Origin of the sequence: Ruminococcus sp. MCC718 (assembly GCF_018783905.1) — a bacterium.
In the GTDB taxonomy this organism is placed as follows: domain Bacteria; phylum Bacillota; class Clostridia; order Lachnospirales; family Lachnospiraceae; genus Hominisplanchenecus; species Hominisplanchenecus faecis.
Genome location: NZ_WQNP01000015.1, coordinates 1 through 18,321, shown reverse-complemented (window position 1 = coordinate 18,321; position 18,321 = coordinate 1). Strand labels below are relative to the sequence as shown.

Genomic DNA, 18,321 nt, shown 5'->3' with positions numbered 1-18,321 from the left:
TCCAGTTTCTGTATAAAAATCCTTTCACCGGAATTTCGCCCTTTCCGTTTCTTTCATGCTATCCTATGTCTGCCGGAATCCTTCTATGCTATGTTTTATGATCTTACTTTGCCTGCCGCAATGCCTCCTTTTGCCAGCAGCTTGCTGTAAGCTTTCTTTTTGTTCTTCGACACTTTTACGGTTACTTTTTTCGAAACGCCCTTAAATGCCGCCTTTTCTACTTTCTTCAGAGATTTTACTTTCTTCAGGCTGATGTTCTTTAACTTTTTATCGCCTTTGAATGCATTTTTGCTGATGGTCTGCAGTTTGCTGCCGTTCACGGTAACTTTCGTCAAGTTTTTGCAGTTTTCAAATGCACTTCTGCCAATCTTTTTCACATTGCCTCCGATGAGCACGGAAGTCATCTTTTTATTGCCCTTAAAGGCGTTTGCCGCAATACCGGTCACTTTGTAAGTCTTACCATTTGCTTTGATCGATGCAGAAATTTTTACAGCTTTCTTTGTTTTGCCCTTTGCTGCCATGCTCTTTACTTCCACGGTGTCATTTCCGGTGATCGTGTAGTTGAACACTCCGGCTGCATCTGCGATCACATCTCCGATCTTTCCGGCAGAACCAGAAGTGTTCTGGTCGGATTTGTTGTCCTTTGGTTTTTCGGTCTGATTCGGTTTCTCCGTCTGGTTCGGTTTTTCCGTTTCATTCGGCTTTTCGGTCTGGTTCGGTTTTTCTGTCTCAGTCGGTTTTTCCGTCTCAGTCGGTTTTTCTGTTTCAGTCGGCTTGTCTTCTCCTGTTTTTTCCGGAACGGTCAGTCTGATCTGTGCCGCACTGCTGAAACATTTTCCTGCCTGTTCGGAAGTTGCATCCTTTACGACAAATTTCACATATTTTGCGGTAACTGGTTTGTCAAAAGAAGCCAGTTTCCAGGAAGTGTCTGCCGTCCAGTTTCCTTCTGCCGCTTTTGTATAATTCTCGCCGTCCATACTGGTGTAGATCTCGTAAGCTTTGATGATACCGTTAAGACCTCCGCCCTGTCTTGGCTGATAACGAAGTCCGCCAAGTTTGACTGCCTCTTCCATTGTAAAAATCAGATAATGTTTCTCGTAGGAAGTCATGTCAGCTGCGTTGGTGTAATTAGTATGCCAGATTGTATCGGAACTTCCATCCAGGACATTGACTGCTGCACCGTTCTCCTGGCTTGTCTCTTCCGAACCTGCAGTTACAGTCACTTTTCCGGTGTAATCGTTTGCACCATTTGCTGCCAGATCTTTGGAACTGTAATTTTTCAGGATATCTTCCCCGAGTTCTTTTAAGTTTTTGCCGGATGCCTCTGTCGTGTATTCTGTGTGACTTCTTGCAAATGCCCACTCAAAAGCAAACCAGTTGATGTTCTGTGTGCTTTCGCCTTTCAGTTCTGCCTTTTTCTGATTGATCCACATCGTCCAACGCTGTTTGTAGAAGTCCTGTGTAAGACCTGCCCACTGACGGTTGGAGTAGTCTTTCAGTCCGCCGCTCTCTGCCTGCGGATAAGAAGCCCAGGTAGTTACCAGCGATTTCGCATTCAGTTCGTAGATATCTTTTGTGAAGTCATCGTCACCCTCTGCCAGTTTCTTCGCCTGTTCTGTCCAGGTTCCGAACAGAAATTCTTTTCTGGTTCCGAGCACTTCTTCCACTTTGTCGATCAGGCTTAAAAACTGATCGGATGCCTCGTTAAATTTCGCAAGATCACCGGACCGATAAGCACTTACCATCTCTCTGTGATATTTCTGGGAAGAGTTTGACAGTACCTGTTTGAGAACATCTGCCAGATCATAGAGATAACCGTCGCTCTTTTTCAGGGTATCGTAATCTTCAAGCAGCAGCTCTGCTGCTTTTTCCAGCTCTTCCATATCGTAGCCGATCACTGCATTTCCCCAGGTTGATGCCGCACCGATACTCTCTGCCGGGCGTGCATTGATGTAGGACTCCGGTGCACCCTGACCACGCATGTTCAGTGATGCCTTGTAAACGGTGTTTTCGAGGATCTTCATTGCCTCATACGCAGATTCACTCTTGGCTCCGTAACGTCTTGTCACATAATCTTTGAGCCACTGGTCGGTGTCGATCTCTGTCAGCGTTTTTGTTGCATCGTCACACCATACCGTTTCAAATAATAAATCATAAAGGACCGGGTTGTTCTGAGAACCTTCCGGTGTAATACCGATACCGGTCAGCATTTCACTGTTGTTTGCCGCATCAACAACGCCGCTGACAATATTGTCCATATGTCCGTGCAGTCCCATACGTCCGCCGAAGTTGTTCAGCATACAGTAAACCCACGGTGTCTTCTGAAACTCTTTTCCGCCGGAGTAACTGCTGTCGTTCCAGTGTGTGTCCTTCTCTGCATAAAGATCCAGCACAAGTGCGTGCTCTTTTCTTCCGTTCAGTCCGTTTATCAGTCCGGCACTCGGGTTGCCCTGCCATGCCTGGATCACCCAGACTGCATCCTTGTCAAACTCCAGCATGGAATTTAACACTTCTGAACTTACATCACTTGTGGACATGTCACCGGTATTTCCGCCCTCATGGAATGGATCTGTCGCATAATAATGTGTTACATCTCCATAGACATTTTTCTGACACTCATAAAATAATTTTGCATATTTATCGTATGCCGCTGTGGTGGTACGCAGCATGTACGGACGCTGGAAGGAGCACCAGGTTCCCTGTGGGATCACATCGTTGCCTGTCAGTGCATACGCTCCTTTTGCCTTGCTCTGCACATCAACCGGAACCATGCCGCTGTATCCCTGAAGGATCGGCTGCATGCCGAGTTTCCGCATGATCAGCTGGTTCTTTCTTGCAAGCTCCGTTCTCTTGGTAAACCAGGAGTCATGGACCGGTCCGCCGTATCCGGAAAGGTTTGCCATATATGCCCATGCATAGTAGGCAGGTCCTGCGATATAATCTTTGATCTCTTCATGCGTATAGCCAAGTGCACTTAAAAATTCTCTCCAGACTTCTTCCTGTCCGGTGATATCCAGAACGATGTTGACACCATTGAGTGCCAGCCAGTCAAGTTCTTTTCTCCACTCATCCTCGCCCCAGAATGCCATAGAGTAGGACATCGTACAGTAGTTGTACGCATAACGCAGTGCCACTTTGCACTCTTTATGTACTTTTGATCCGACTTTTACAATACTTTTTGGCATCGTTACCTGATCACCGACCTGGGTGATGCTCACCTTGCAGTAATATTTCAGATAATAGTTCAGGCCGTTTGCGATCGTCACACCGCTGTTGCCGGTGATCTTCACTTTACCGTTCACATCTTCGATCTCATAATAATCGGCTGCACCTTCTGCCTTGTCTTTTACTTCAAAGGTAAACCAGTTTTTGTACTGCTTACCAAGGTTACGGCTGACAATACCATAAACTTCATCGATCGTATCCTGCGTGGTAACTTCTGTATTGTATGCGGATTCTACATAGGAAACCGGTGCCTGAAATGCGGCTTTTTTTGCTTCCCCGCTCTTTGTTCCGAGGATACGAACTTCATTCAGCACGGCTTTGGAACTTGCAGAATTGTAGGAAAGCAGGATACGCACACTGCTTGCTTTCTTTCCTTCTGCCTGATAAACCTCTCCTCCATCCGGACAGGCATCGGTACCGGTTTTTTCCGCAAATTTGCTGTAATTCTGACCATCGTTGCTGTAGTACAGCGAATACTGGGAATAGCCGTTTTTCGGGGTGTAAACTTCAATCCTTGACAGATCATACTCTGCTCCAAGATCAAAATCCACATATGCCGGATACTGGTCTGCACTCCAGGTATTGCTTAAATTTCCGTCAACAATGCGGTTCAGGGTGTCCTGACTGTAGTTGCTGTGCAGTGCGGTGCTTTTCCATACGATATTTTCAGTATCCGCCTCTGCGATCGTTGCTTTGTTTGCAAGGATCTGGAACTCTGCCAGAGACAGAATGTTATTTTTTCCATCATCGTTTGCTGCCTCAAAAACAGCCTTTACGGATTCGTATTCCAGATCTTTGACAGCAGAATCCACATCAGCTGCGTTGATCTTTACTTTGTTTGCATCACCGGTATTGATGTTTCCGGTCGCAAACGGCTGTGTTTCATAAGAGCCGTTTTTTGTTGCTTTTCCGTAAAGCTTATAGGTATAGGATGCATTTTGATTGTCCTTTGGCAGTGCCAGAATAATCTGACGCATCTTCTGCTCTACGCCAAAACCAACTTCTGCAAAGGTCTCACTGCTGCCGGCTGCAAAGGTTTTCTCCTGAAGAGGAGATGCCGTTGTCTCATCGTTGTCGGTGATTTTTGCTTTGTCTGCGGATGCATTGACTTCGCTTTTCAGTGTCAGACTCTGCTTTCTGGTAGCAGCGATGTTTTCCAGTTCAACTGTTTCTTCCGCACCGTTATCAATATAAACTTCTGCCTCTGCGATCGCCGGCCAGAAAGCGCCGGTTGCACCGTTGTTCTTCGGATTGGAAAGTTCCACATACAGATGAGTCATCGCCTGGGCATTTTCAAATTCAAACGTATAGCCATCATCAAATTTTGCAGTCTTTGCAGATCCCGGTACACTGACCAGATCACTTGTTACGTTGTTCAGTGCATATTTCAGGGATACATCCATGCTCCACGGTGTATGGCCGGATTCGAATTTCAGCACTATTTTTTTCACACATTTCGTGTTTGCCTTCGGCAGTGCAAACGTTACCGTACATGGCCAGTTCGCCCCGTTATTCACCCACAAACTAGAAGGATTTCCATCCACCATATTTTCCTTGACGTTGGCTCCTTCCTCGCTTGGAACGCTGATTTCACAGTCGGCTGCGATATTAGAAAGACCACTCTCTGCCTGTGTCTTCACTTTCTGCTCCTGCACCTGTGCATTCTGGACTGGTGCAGCCATTGCCCCAATGCTTCCTACCGGAACTGCCGTGAACATCATTACAGAAGCAAGCAGAACACTTAAAACTTTTTTTCCTTTCATAAAGTCCCTCCATCTTTTGTTTTATTTTCAGTTACCCTCTTTTATTTTCCAAACAGTCCTTGGAAGAAATTTACGATCGCATCAATGATCCGTGTAAAGAAATTCCCAACGCTCTCTTTATCCACATGGAAATCCAGATCTTCCAGTTTCTGATACAAATCTTTTGCCTGATCCTTCAGTTTATCCACATCCAGATCCAGTCCCTCTATCTTTTTCATCAGTTCTGCGATCTGCTTCTGATTTTCTTCGGAAAGCTGAATATCCAGCTGATCGCATGCTTGATCCACCACATTTTGAATATCCTCTGCACTGGTCAGTTTGTTCTCTGCCACTTCCTGTTTTACCAGTGCCATCAGATCTTCTGCTTTTTCAGAATCTCCGATATCCTCCACCAGTTTGCCGGTCAACACCAGTTCATCGTTTGCCGCATCGAGATTCTCATCGTCAATCTCTTCCCCGGTCATGGTCTCATACGCCTTGATCGCACCGACCAGTGCCGCCGTTCCGGAAATCGAAAACGGTCCTGCCACCGTGATATCCGCATCTTCGATGCCGGCCGTCAAAAGTGCATTGCGATACATACCTTCGGTACAGTAGGAAATATTTTTCGTTGTTACATGGATGCCGTTTCCGGCTTCTTTTCCAACAACCAAAACCGATGACAACGCCCTGGTGCCGATGATCGAAGCATCCAGATACTTATCCAGATATTCATGTTCATCCGCATTGGTGATGCTGATGATATCATAATCATCCACGTTGATGTCACTAAGTCCGAGCAATGATAAAACTGTCATCTGTTCCTGTGGGCTTAAATCCGCTCCCAGTGCAAGATATGGCTTGTCGATGACTGCATCCACGCGGTCTGCAAAGACCGTGACACCGGAAGTAAGCAGCATTGTCGCTGCCAGAAGTACTGCTGTAAGTTTTTTTCTCATATATTTTCCCCTTTCTGTCTGATTCAAGTCGAACGCACGCGAGAATTGCTCCGTTACAAAGTAATTCTTACCATTCGTCAAGCGGATATTCGCAATCCGCTTTGCTGCTTGATTTAGTAAAAAAAGCGAACGCCGTGAAACGTCCGCTCTCTTATTCTAAAATTCGGCAAACTCATCTGCAAGTGCCGCAAATTCTTTTAAGGTCAATGTCTCCCCACGTACATTTGCCGGAAAACCAAGCTTTTCAAAAGCTGTCTGGATCTGTTCTTTCGTTGCTGCAATCTCCGGTGAATTATTCAGGCCGTTGAGCAGCGTTTTTCTTCTCTGGTTAAAAGAAGCTCGGATGATCCGGAACATCAGACTTTCATCCTTTACCGTGGTAGGCGGATTTTCATGCAGGGTCAGTCGGATGACCGCACTTCCGACATTCGGACGCGGCATAAAGCAGTTTGGCGGTACATTTGCCACGATATATGGCTCTGCATAAAACTGCACTGCCAGAGACAGTGCCCCGTAATCTTTGGTGCCCGGTCCTGCCTGCATACGCATGGCAACTTCTTTCTGAACCATAACGGTAATGCTCTTTACCGGCACATGGCTCTCGAAAAGTCCCATGATGATCGGTGTCGTAATATAATACGGAAGATTTGCCACAACCTTGATCGGTCTGCCCTGATTGTATTCATCCGCAAGTTTCGCAATGTCCAGTTTCAGGACATCTTCATTGATCACGGTTACATTTTCGTAATCTGCCAGCGTCTCGGAGAGGATCGGGATCAGGTTGCGGTCGATCTCCACTGCCACAACTTTTCCGGCTGCCTCTGCCAGATACTGCGTCATCGTTCCGATACCAGGTCCGATTTCCAGTACACAGTCATCCTTTGTGATATCTGCCGAAGCGATGATCTTGTTCAGCACATGGGCATCGATCAGAAAATTCTGCCCGAATTTCTTCTGAAAGGCAAAATCATATTTTTTAATTACTTCTATGGTTTTCTGTGGATTTGATAATTTCTCCATTTTTTCCTGCCTTTCAGTCTGTGATGCGGTACATATTTCTTGCATTTTCGTAAGTAACCTGCTCTGCCTCTTCTCTGGAAATGCCCTTTAACTCTGCGATCATGTCGAGCACATAGGAAATATAGGCAGAACAGTTGCGTTTTCCGCGAAACGGCACCGGTGCCAGATATGGGCAGTCTGTCTCCGTCAAAATCCGCTCAAGTGGAATACTCTCCACCACTTCTTTTAAAACTCTTGCATTTTTAAACGTGACAACACCGCCGACACCGATGTAATAGCCCATCTTGATATACTCTTTTGCCATCTCTTTCGAGCCGGAAAAACAATGTATCACACCTCCGGTCGTTCCGGCGTGCTCACTTTTGATCAGATCAAACGTATCCTGTGCGGCCTCGCGGCTGTGCACAATGACCGGAAGATCTACCTCTTTTGCAAGCTCCATCTGCTTTTTGAACCATTCCTTCTGAAGCTCGTGGGACTCTTTATCCCAGTAATAATCAAGACCGATCTCGCCGACTGCGACTGTTTTTTCCATGGTGCACATTTCTCTGAGATGCTGCATCTTCACCTCATCCAGTTCACCGACATGATCCGGATGCACGCCGACTGCCGCATAGACATGCGGATAACGCATAGAAAGCTCCACACTGTCCTTTGCCCCCTGAAAACTTGCACCTACGTTTACAATACAGCCGACACCCTGCTCTTCCATCGTGGAGAGCAGGCAGTCTCTGTCTTTGTCAAATGCCTCATCATCATAATGAGCGTGACTGTCAAAAATCATACATTCTTTTCCTCTTAGCAGATCTCTGCTCCGGACGGCATTTTCTTTTCCGGTACCATCAGGGAAAGTTCTCCGTTCTCATCCTCTGCACACAGCAGCATACCTTCCGAAAGAACTCCGGCAAGTTTTGCAGGTTTTAAGTTTACCAGTACCATGACTTTTTTGCCGACCATTTCTTCCGGTGTATAATGTGCCTTAATTCCGGATACGATCTGTTTTACCTGGCTGCCGATCTTAACCTGAGAGCAGAGCAGTTTTTTGGATTTTTTCACTGCCTCGCAGGAAATGATCTCGCCTACCTGGAACTGCATTTTGCCGAATTCTTCAAATGTGATCTCATCTTTCGGCTCGATATCAATGCCTTTTTCCTCTTCTTTTACTTCTTCTTTTACCGGATGAAGCTCTGCAACTTTTGCCATCACTTCATTGATATCCATACGTGCAAAGAGGATTTCCGGTTTCTCGGTTACTTTATTGCCTGACGGATACAGACCAAAGGTATCCATCTGGGAAAGCTTGCGTTTCTGTGCTCCGAGCTGTGCCAGTACTTTATCAGAAGTCTCTGGCATGAAGGATTCCAGAAGTGTTGCTCCGATGCTGATGGACTCTACCAGATTGTAGAGAACCGTTGCCAGACGCTCTTTTTTTGCCTCGTCTTTTGCCAGTGCCCACGGCATCGTCTCGTCGATGTATTTGTTGCAGCGTTTGAACAGTGTAAAGATCTCGGTGATCGCATCTGCCACACGCAGCTCTTCCATTTTTGCAATGACTTTGTTCGGTGTTTCCAGAACGACTTTCTTTAATTCTTCATCCACCGGCTCGTTTACATTCTTATTTTCTACCACGCCGCCGAAATATTTATTGGACATGGAAACCGTACGGTTTACCAGGTTTCCGAGGGTATTTGCCAGGTCAGAATTCATACGCTCTACCATCAGCTCCCAGGAGATCACACCGTCGTTTTCAAACGGCATCTCATGCAGAACGAAGTAACGCACGGCATCCACGCCAAAGAAATCAACCAGCTCATCGGCATACAGTACATTTCCTTTGGATTTGCTCATCTTGCCGTCGCCCTGCAGCAGCCACGGATGTCCGAATACCTGTTTCGGAAGCGGCAGATCCAGTGCCATCAGAAAGATCGGCCAGTAAATGGTATGGAAACGGATGATATCCTTACCGATCAGATGCAGATCTGCCGGCCAGTCTTTCTTGAACTGCTCGCTGCTGTTTCCGTCACAGTCATAACCGATACCGGTGATGTAGTTGGTCAGTGCATCCAGCCATACATAAACGACATGTTTCGGATCAAAATCTACCGGAATGCCCCATTTAAAGGAAGTACGGGATACGCACAGATCCTGCAGTCCCGGAAGAAGGAAGTTGTTCATCATCTCATTTTTTCTGGAAACCGGCTGGATAAATTCCGGATGGGTGTTGATATGCTCGATCAGACGGTCTGCATATTTGCTCATACGGAAGAAATAAGCTTCTTCTTTTGCAGGCTGCACTTCACGTCCGCAGTCCGGACATTTGCCGTCAACCAGCTGAGACTCGGTAAAAAAAGACTCGCAAGGTGTACAGTACATACCTTCATAATGTCCCTTGTAAATATCTCCCTTATCGTACAGTTTTTTGAAGATCTTCTGTACCTGTTTTTCGTGGTCTGCATCCGTTGTACGGATAAATTTATCGTAAGATGTGTTCATCAGATCCCAGATTCTTTTGATCTCTGTGGAAACTTCATCCACAAAAGCCTTCGGTGTCACACCTTTTTCTTCTGCTTTCAGCTCAATCTTCTGACCGTGTTCATCGGTTCCGGTCTGGAAGAACACATCATATCCCTGCTGTCTCTTAAAACGGGCAATGCTGTCTGCCAGCACGATCTCGTAAGTGTTTCCGATATGCGGTTTGCCGGATGTATAGGCAATCGCAGTTGTCATATAAAATTTCTTTTTATCCATTTCTGCCTCCTGTATAATAAGCTGTTGGGAGCAAGTTTTTGCCCCCAACAGCTTTTAACGCTTATTTCTACCGTAACATACGACGGTTTTTCTGTCAAGATTTCCTGACTGTGAAGTTATGGAACGGTTATACAATTTCTTAGAAATAACCAAAGTTTTTGCTCTTTGTATTCCAGTAGTAGAGTCTTCCGGATTTATTGACCTTGGAGCCGTTTTTCTTTTTGGTTTCTACATACATATAGTAAGTCTTCTTCGGGTTGATCTTTTTGCCTTTAAATTTACGGATGGTCAGCTTTGTGGTGTTTTTGCCGACCGATTTTACTTTTTTATAACCTTTTTTCGGCTTTGTAGAGATATACACATCATATCCGCTTGCTCCGCCGACTTTTCCCCACTGGAAGCTCAGGCTGCCTTTTTTCACCTTGATGCTTGTCTCTTTGATACGTGCCTGGTTGAAACACTGAATCTTTGCCTTCGGTGTAGCATAAGTCTTTCCATTTACCGTCTTGAAAGCCTGAATGGTTACCGTGTAAACTTCATCTTTCATCTTATCGAAATATGCACTGTAAGCATAGCTGTTCAGTTTCTGTGTCTTGCCGACACGTCTGCCTTTGCTGTTATACAGGGTCACTTCCACCCGGTCTGCAGTCTCAACTTTATCCCATGTTACTTCCAGCTTGTTGATAAAGTACCACCAACGCTCCTGTCTGAAATTATGGACGGCTGCCGGGATTGTCTCAACCTGTCCGCTTACCGGTGAACTTGTTTTTGTTCCATTTGATGTGTAAGCTTCTACACGCACATTGTAACGCTTACCATCTTTCAGTCCGGTCAGTGTATAGGATGGTGTCTTGGATTTTCCAACCAGCTTCATATCACTGTAACTTTCTCCAAGATAAATATTATATCCTTCTGTTGTAAGTGTATTCATAGAGCTTGCATACGTCTGTTCCCAAGTGATACTTGCACTGTTTTTAGTCATGGCTGTCTGCTGAAGATTCCCCAGTGACACATAATAATATGCATTCTCTGCTGCCTGTACCTGTTTCGCTCCGGTTCCTGCTACAGTTCCGACACTTCCTGCTGCCAGAATCATTGCCGTAAGAAGCATCATACTAAGTTTTTTTCCTTTTTTTATCATGTTTTTCCTCCTTTGCCTTGTGTTGTGGTTTTGGGTTCTGAACTTTTTCTAAAATTAACTCAATGAGTCATACGTGATTTTTCCGTGCCTTGCACTCTCAAAATCACGAAAACATTCGAAATCCGCTCATTTTTTTACAAAAATGGCTGCTTTCTCATGTTTTTGCGGTCCCCATAGACACAAACACGTATGCAAGCATCCGTTTTGTGTCCATTTGTCCCTTTGACTCATTATATCATTTTTCTGCTTTCACCGCTACTCTTTTCTGCAATGGCAGGGAAATTTTTTCCACAATCAAGAAGGAACACATCATCAGCATTGCACCGATCACAAACCGCACACCCGGATGTTCTCCAAGAATCAGGATTGAGAGAATACATCCAAATACGCTCTCAAAAGAAAGGATCACGCCGCTTGTGGAAGTTTTCACATATTTCTGTCCAAACACACTGAGCAAATACGGCACAACCGTGCAGAAGACTGCCAGATAAGCGATGCTTCCGATGTTCATGCCGGACATGGCTGCCGGATGTGGCTCCAGGATCATCGCTGCCACAAGTCCCAAAATGCCGCCCGTTCCAATCTGAAGCATATTTAACAGAAAGCCGTCCTCTTCCCTTGCAAAAATCCCGGTCACAACAATATGGATCGCATAACACACTGCCGAGAGCAGCGAGATTAGATCTCCTTTGTTGACCCCGTCAAAACTTCCAAGCAAAATAAAGCCAAGTCCTACAATACAGACAAGTGCCGCCAGAATATCCGCCCTCTGCGGCTTTTTCCCGCGGATCACCCAGTAAATAAGCGGCAGGATCGCCACATAAGATCCTATAATAAAGGAAGATTTGGAAGAGGTCGTGTACTGCAGTCCGACCGTAAAGAACAGAAATTCAAAATACAGGACAATGCCCATGATGATGCCACGCTTTAACGTGCGGATGCTCATTTTTTTCATTCTTGGGATACAGACCAGAGTCATAATGATACCCGCCAGCAGAAAACGAAAGGCCAGAAGCCAGATCGGAGAGACATTCTCCAGCGTGTCTTTTAACACGCAAAAGGCACTGCCCCAGGTGAATGCCGCCAGGAACAGTGCGAAAATTGCAATTGTTTTTTTCATTTATTTTTCCTTTGTAATACTAAAGAGATGCCCACGAATTGCTCCGTCACAAAGTAACTCTCGCAATTTTCAGATGAACTGGTTTGTTTTTTCATCGTAGTGATAATCTATGCTGTCCATTTTCTCCAGAAGGTTCTGCCGGTTCAGTCCGCGGCAGGTACACAGTGCCTCCAGTGATTCATAATAATCACGCAGCTGTGTGTTTACATAGCTCAACAATATCATCGGATCTTTTGGAATCATACTCTACTCCTTTTTGCATACTTATGGAATTCCGGAGCGTCACTTCCAATCTCTGTGCCAGCCTGACATCTCTGTCCCGTTATCACATCATTCGACTTTCATTACTTCCGCTGCCAGTTTTCCGTCTTTGAGACCGATCACGATGGTGTCTTCTGTCTGTACATTTCCAGAAAGGATCATCCTTGCTGCCAGTGTCTCCACATTTTTCTGGAGGAAACGTTTCAGAGGTCTTGCACCATAGACCGGATCATAACCACCGTCTATGATATAGCTTTTTGCCTCATCCGTCAACTCCAGCCTGATCTCCTGGTCTGCGAGTCTGCGGTTCAGATCTGCCATCATCAGATCAACGATATTGCCGATGTTTTCTTTTGTCAGCGGCTTGAACATGATGATTTCATCCAGACGGTTTAAAAACTCCGGTCTGAAATGTGCCCGCAGGTCGTTCATGACCAGATCCTGGCTCTCCTGACGGATGCTTCCATCCGGCTCAATGCCATCCAGCAGATAAGACGAACCAATGTTAGAAGTCATGATCAGAATCGTATTCTTAAAGTCTACGGTTCTGCCCTGGGAATCGGTGATACGTCCGTCATCCAGTACCTGAAGCAGTACGTTAAAGACATCCGGATGTGCTTTCTCGATCTCATCAAACAGTACAACTGAGTACGGTTTTCTTCTGACTGCTTCTGTCAGCTGTCCACCTTCTTCATATCCTACATATCCTGGAGGTGCTCCTATCAGACGGGACACAGAATATTTCTCCATGTATTCACTCATATCAATACGCACCATATTCTGCTCATCATCAAACATACTTGCTGCCAGAGCTTTTGCAAGCTCTGTCTTGCCGACACCGGTAGGACCAAGGAAAAGGAACGAACCGATCGGCTTGGTCGGATCTTTGATACCAGCTTTGGAACGGATGATCGCATCGGTCACTTTTCTGACACCATCTTCCTGTCCGATGACACGTTTGTGCAGTTCATCATCCAGATGCAGGATCTTGGTACGCTCACCTTCGGTCAGTTTTGCAACCGGGATGCCGGTCCATCTGGAAATGATTCTTGCGATCTCTTCGTCTGTTACACGGTCATGTACCAGCGACAGATCTTTGCTTTTTACCTTTTCCTCTTCAATCTCCAGCTGTTTCTGAAGTTTCGGCAGTTCGCCGTACTGCAACTCTGCTGCTTTGTTCAGATCATAGCTTCTCTGTGCTTTTTCGATCTCTTTGTTCATATTTTCAATCTTTTCACGCAGCACGGACAGATTTTCAACAGAATGTTTCTCGTTATCCCACTGAGCTTTTTTGCCTGCAAAAGATTCCCGCTGTTCTGCCAGCTCCTTCTGCAGGTTTTCCAGACGCTCGGCACTTAATTTATCGGTCTCTTTTTTCAGGGCAGCTTCCTCGATCTCCATCTGCATGATTTTTCTTCGCTGTTCATCCAGCTCCGTTGGCATGGAATCCAGCTCGGTCTTGATCAGGGCACAGGCTTCATCGACCAGGTCAATAGCTTTATCCGGCAGGAAACGATCGGAAATATAACGATGAGAAAGCGTTGCAGCCGCTACCAGTGCACTGTCTGTGATCTTTACGCCATGATAAACTTCATAGCGGTCTTTCAGTCCACGCAGAATGGAAATTGTGTCTTCCACGCTCGGCTCGTCTACCATAACCGGCTGGAATCTTCTCTCCAGTGCAGCATCCTTTTCAATGTACTGACGGTACTCATCCAGCGTTGTCGCACCGATGCAGTGCAGCTCACCTCGTGCCAGCATTGGCTTTAACATATTGCCGGCATCCATCGCTCCGTCTGTCTTTCCGGCTCCGACGATCAGGTGCAGCTCATCGATAAAGAGAATGATCTGACCTTCGCTTTTTTTGACTTCTTCCAGAACGGCTTTCAGTCGTTCTTCAAACTCGCCGCGGTATTTGGCACCTGCTACCAGTGCTCCCATATCCAGTGAGAAAATCTTTTTATCTTTCAGTCCTTCCGGAACATCACCGCGGACGATACGCTGTGCCAGACCCTCTACAGCTGCCGTTTTACCGACACCAGGTTCACCGATCAGCACCGGGTTGTTTTTCGTTTTTCTGGAAAGAATACGGATCACATTACGGATCTCCGCATCTCGTCCGATCACCGGATCCAGCTTCTGATTTCTTGCTTTTTCCACCAGATCCTGACCATATTTATTTAACGTATCATAAGTTGCCTCCGGATTGTCCGTCGTCACACGCTGATTGCCGCGTACCGTGGAAAGTGCCTGCAGAAAACGTTCTCTTGTAATGCCGAACTCCTGAAACAGTTTCTTGATCTCCGGATTTGGATTCTTGATCATGGACAGGAACAAATGCTCTACAGAAACATATTCATCTCCCATAGCCTTTGCCTCGTCCTCTGCCTGAACAAGTACTTTATTTAAATACTGACCGATATAAACCTGTCCGCCGGAAACCTTGGTACGTTTCTCAAGTGCAGATTCTACCGCCTCGGTAAAATACGTTTTATCAATCTCCATCTTCTCGATCATCTTGAGGATGAGACTGTCTTCCTGTTTTAACAGGGCATAAAGCAGATGCTCCTGCTCGATCTCCTGATTGCCATATTCATATGCCAGTTTCTCAAGGCTGTTCACTGCCTCGATGGACTTCTGTGTAAATTTACTGATATTCATAAAAACACCTCCTGTTTGCCAGATGTTATATGTTTCTTTGTTATATTGAGAATATAACACCATTTATCAGCACTGTCAAGTGGTGAGTGCTAATTTTTTGTGAAGAATTTGTGAAGCCTACGAGCCATGCATATTTACAGGAAAAAACCTCCTTCAAGCTTGCTTGAAAAGGAGGTTTCTTTCATGGAACTATATAGGGCGACAGCCCGGCAGCGGGGGAATTCTTTCCCGAGCTGTGCATGGCGTAACATTTACTTTCGCACTCGATTTTCTTGATTTGACCACATTTTTACGACAAATTCTTGGCAAAGTCCTTCTTTGTTTACATATAACCGGATCTTATCCGGCTTTACTGCTATTTTCCCTTTTCCCGTAACTTTAATTGTTCTCATCATCTTTGCTCTTCCTTTCATTCTCATAATATTCATACCCATTGATTAAAAGCTCTATCATCTTCTTTGTCATCTGAATATACTTACCAAACGGATTAATCACAATTCCATTTACCTGTTCCCAATTAAGTGCCAGACGAAGTATTGATTCAATAGACTGATTCATCTGTACATTTCCAGCAGAACCCTTATGCATCTCTTCAGAAGATGTAAATACTCCAATCCATTCTTTTTCATCAGCATCTTTTACAGTCTCTATTTTAAGTCTTACATCATGGTCAAGCGAAATCGTGTCACCAGCCTTTACTTTACCTATCTGTTCTTCCGACATAAAAGGATTTTCCGTGATATATGGAACAATGACTTCTCCTGCCTGCTGCATTCTTGTTACCATAACTTCCATAAATAACAGCATTCCATTTTTATCCTGCTGAATATAATACTGGTCGATTGCTGCCTCAATCATCTGATTTGCCTGTATCTCATCCACTTCATCTGAATAAGTATCCACGCTCCTGCCAAGTACATGATCAAATTCATCAAGAACATCCGTCATCAATCCCTTGTCAATCCGACTTTTACACTCTGCAATCAGCACAGCAGGGATTCCATAAAATGCTTCTGCAATACTTCCTGTAATGGCTCCAAGTGTATCCGTATCTCCACCAAGTGATACTGCATTACGCACTGCGTCCTCAAAATCTTTGGATTCCAGAAATGCGATGATTGCCTCTGGCACTGTTTCCTGACAGCTTTCAACATGATGGTAGTAAGGTCGGATATTATCCAATGTTCTACTCAGATCATAATGAAATTCCCTCTCTATATACTCTTTGATTTCTTCTTTTGAAGAGCCATTCCTTGCCATGTATATTGCACTTGCTGTTGCTTCTGCACCCTTTATACCTTCCGGATGATTATGTGTCACATTTGCTGTCGCCCTTGCTACCTCTCTTGTTCTTTCAATTGAATCATAAAGCCAGCCTGCAGCTGACACTCTCATGGCTGAACCATTTCCATAGCTTCCGTATGGCTTCGGATTTTTTTCTTTAAGCCAATGTCTGAAGCTTCCACCATAACCTGCATGTGTATATCTTTTTCCCCAATCCTGCATATTGGATACTACCGCATCTTCAATTTCCTTTACTGCAGCTTCCGGTCCGACTGCAAGAAGAGCTTCTCCAACTGCTATTGTCATAACAGAATCATCTGTAAAGCCACAGCCTTCACTAAACAAATCAAACTTCTTTGTTTTATCACCTCTGTCAAACTCAAACGGGCTTCCAATAATATCTCCTAAAATCGCTCCGTACATGTATGCCTCCAATCCCCGGATTACTCCGGCACCTCTCTTTCACTGTTACAATATGAGTATAATTGAAAGGCATCTTCATATGGTCGCTGTTCGGGCGACACTTTTAGAAAATAAAAATGCCGGTGCAATATTGCATCGACACTAATATCCCTAACATTTTTCATTTTGTGCTGACCATACAGGCGTACCATATTTTTTCCTTGCCACATCACAGATTGCCATCAAAGCATAATAATTTACTCGATTAGGATAATGCACAGCAGGGTGATAATAATCAAGCACCAATGTATCCTTCCAAAGTGCCAACATATTATCCCATGTATCATCATTCTGTAATTCTTCTCCTAATACAAGTTTCAATAGACTGAGATTATTCCCACATACAATGATATCAGGTTGTATAATTTCCAATTCACGCTTTATTTCCAGCCTGTCTTCAATTGCGTATTTTTTCAAATCTTCATATTCAGATTCGCTTCCGCCATTGCTTTTTTTCACATTGACCACTGCAATCCGGTCAATTATTGCTTTTTCCTTAGAACGTAATACTTCATCGTCATACTCACAGATATTATCGTTAAATGCATTATATATTGCCTGTGTCCATATTGCTACCTTTCTCCACATAGTCCATGGACGTTCACAATCATGCAAATCTTCTACCAGATTATAACCATTTTCATTAGAAGTGTATGCTTCCTTTAAGAAATAACATACTCTTGGTGTATGCTGTGCTTCCCATTTTTTCTCACACACTATGCCATCTCTAATAAAACGCTTATATCCGTTATTATTATGTTTTTCTTCCCAATCGTCCATTAAAAGTTTTATATCTGTCTCTCTACTCATGAATATTTTCTCCTATACTCCAAGAATTTCATTCGTATACTTAAATAATGTCACATTCAACTGCATAATATCATACTGCTTATCAATAATAGCTTTCTGTACAATCAAATCAACCTTGCTGCTTGGGCTGAATGCCCAGTCCGCTCTGGCAAGCAAGTCTTTTGACTGTTCCAGATCAAGCTGAAGTGCAATACAGAGTGCCATTACCGTCTTTTTCTTTGGATGATAATTCTGGTCACACTGAATCTTTGAAAAATGTTTCCTGTCAAGGTTTGCCCGTTTCCACACATCCTTATTATCAAGATGTGCTTCATCAATCAACTCAAATAATTTGTCATGAAAGGAAACTCCTATATTTGCCAGCTGATCTTCCAATGAAATATTTTCTAACGGCATGAGCAACTCTGTCATGCCCGTATCTGTCATTTCCTCAAGTGGATAGTTGTCTTCTTCTCTTTGAAGCATTTCTTCATTGAAATCTTCTTCTGCCAATTCTTTTATACGAGTACTTCTTCTGCTCCTTAACGGATACTCTTTTCTATGGATTTCTCTGACGTAATTAGCATCAATATAAGAATCAATATTCCCAACAATCTGACCGGACAACTGGAAAGATCTTTTATCAAACACTACCAGTATGATTTCCATTTCATTTTCTGTAAGAAACTGGCTGAATACTGACACAGCAATCTGTAATGCTTTGTCCTTCGGGAATCCATATACTCCTGTCGAAATCATGGGAAATGCTATACGCTCACACTCAAGTTCCAATGCTTTCTGTAATGATTTTCGATAACAATTCTCAAGGATGTGAACTACCCATTGTCTAAAGCCAATGGGCTTCCTGCTTCGCAGACCTCGTAACCTACTATCTCCACAGGCGTTCAT

The 18,321-nt window shown here is 44.5% G+C and carries 13 protein-coding genes; all 13 read right to left on the bottom strand.

Annotated elements, in window-relative coordinates; all coding sequences use genetic code 11:
- Positions 1-95: 95 nt before the first annotated feature.
- Entirely contained in the window at positions 96-4,988 is a 4,893-nt protein-coding gene (locus GPK60_RS01515; RefSeq protein WP_215658728.1) for an alpha-N-acetylglucosaminidase TIM-barrel domain-containing protein, read from the bottom strand.
- A gap of 41 nt (positions 4,989-5,029) precedes the next feature.
- On the bottom strand, positions 5,030-5,926 hold the full coding sequence (locus GPK60_RS01510; protein ID WP_173897143.1) for a DUF1002 domain-containing protein: 897 nt from the start codon (positions 5,924-5,926) through the stop codon (positions 5,030-5,032).
- Positions 5,927-6,082: 156 nt separating this feature from the next.
- On the bottom strand, positions 6,083-6,946 hold the full coding sequence (gene rsmA, locus GPK60_RS01505) for a 16S rRNA (adenine(1518)-N(6)/adenine(1519)-N(6))-dimethyltransferase RsmA (RefSeq protein WP_243871883.1): 864 nt from the start codon (positions 6,944-6,946) through the stop codon (positions 6,083-6,085).
- Positions 6,947-6,959: 13 nt separating this feature from the next.
- A complete protein-coding gene (locus GPK60_RS01500) occupies positions 6,960-7,730 on the bottom strand; it encodes a TatD family hydrolase (RefSeq protein WP_215658727.1) in 771 nt (256 codons plus the stop codon).
- Between the two features lie 14 nt (positions 7,731-7,744).
- Positions 7,745-9,694: a methionine--tRNA ligase gene (gene metG / locus GPK60_RS01495; RefSeq protein WP_215658726.1), complete on the bottom strand. Its 1,950-nt coding sequence runs from the start codon at positions 9,692-9,694 to the stop codon at positions 7,745-7,747.
- A 139-nt stretch (positions 9,695-9,833) separates the two neighbouring features.
- Positions 9,834-10,835, bottom strand: a complete 1,002-nt coding sequence (locus tag GPK60_RS01490; protein WP_173866319.1) for a fibronectin type III domain-containing protein — start codon at positions 10,833-10,835, stop codon at positions 9,834-9,836.
- Between the two features lie 235 nt (positions 10,836-11,070).
- Entirely contained in the window at positions 11,071-11,955 is an 885-nt protein-coding gene (locus tag GPK60_RS01485; protein ID WP_215658725.1) for a DMT family transporter, read from the bottom strand.
- 69 nt (positions 11,956-12,024) lie between these two features.
- A complete protein-coding gene (locus GPK60_RS01480) occupies positions 12,025-12,198 on the bottom strand; it encodes a DUF4250 domain-containing protein (RefSeq protein ID WP_147631029.1) in 174 nt (57 codons plus the stop codon).
- 87 nt (positions 12,199-12,285) lie between these two features.
- Positions 12,286-14,877, bottom strand: a complete 2,592-nt coding sequence (clpB, locus tag GPK60_RS01475; RefSeq protein ID WP_022118946.1) for an ATP-dependent chaperone ClpB — start codon at positions 14,875-14,877, stop codon at positions 12,286-12,288.
- Between the two features lie 251 nt (positions 14,878-15,128).
- On the bottom strand, positions 15,129-15,272 hold the full coding sequence (locus GPK60_RS01470) for a hypothetical protein (RefSeq protein WP_173897137.1): 144 nt from the start codon (positions 15,270-15,272) through the stop codon (positions 15,129-15,131).
- On the bottom strand, positions 15,256-16,596 hold the full coding sequence (locus tag GPK60_RS01465) for an ADP-ribosylglycohydrolase family protein (RefSeq protein WP_215658724.1): 1,341 nt from the start codon (positions 16,594-16,596) through the stop codon (positions 15,256-15,258). Before GPK60_RS01465 ends, GPK60_RS01470 begins: the two co-directional genes overlap by 17 nt.
- A 138-nt stretch (positions 16,597-16,734) precedes the next feature.
- Positions 16,735-17,433, bottom strand: a complete 699-nt coding sequence (locus tag GPK60_RS01460; protein WP_215658723.1) for a hypothetical protein — start codon at positions 17,431-17,433, stop codon at positions 16,735-16,737.
- 12 nt (positions 17,434-17,445) lie between these two features.
- Positions 17,446-18,321: macro domain-containing protein (locus GPK60_RS01455; protein ID WP_215658722.1), on the bottom strand; the 876-nt coding region annotated here is incomplete at its 5' end.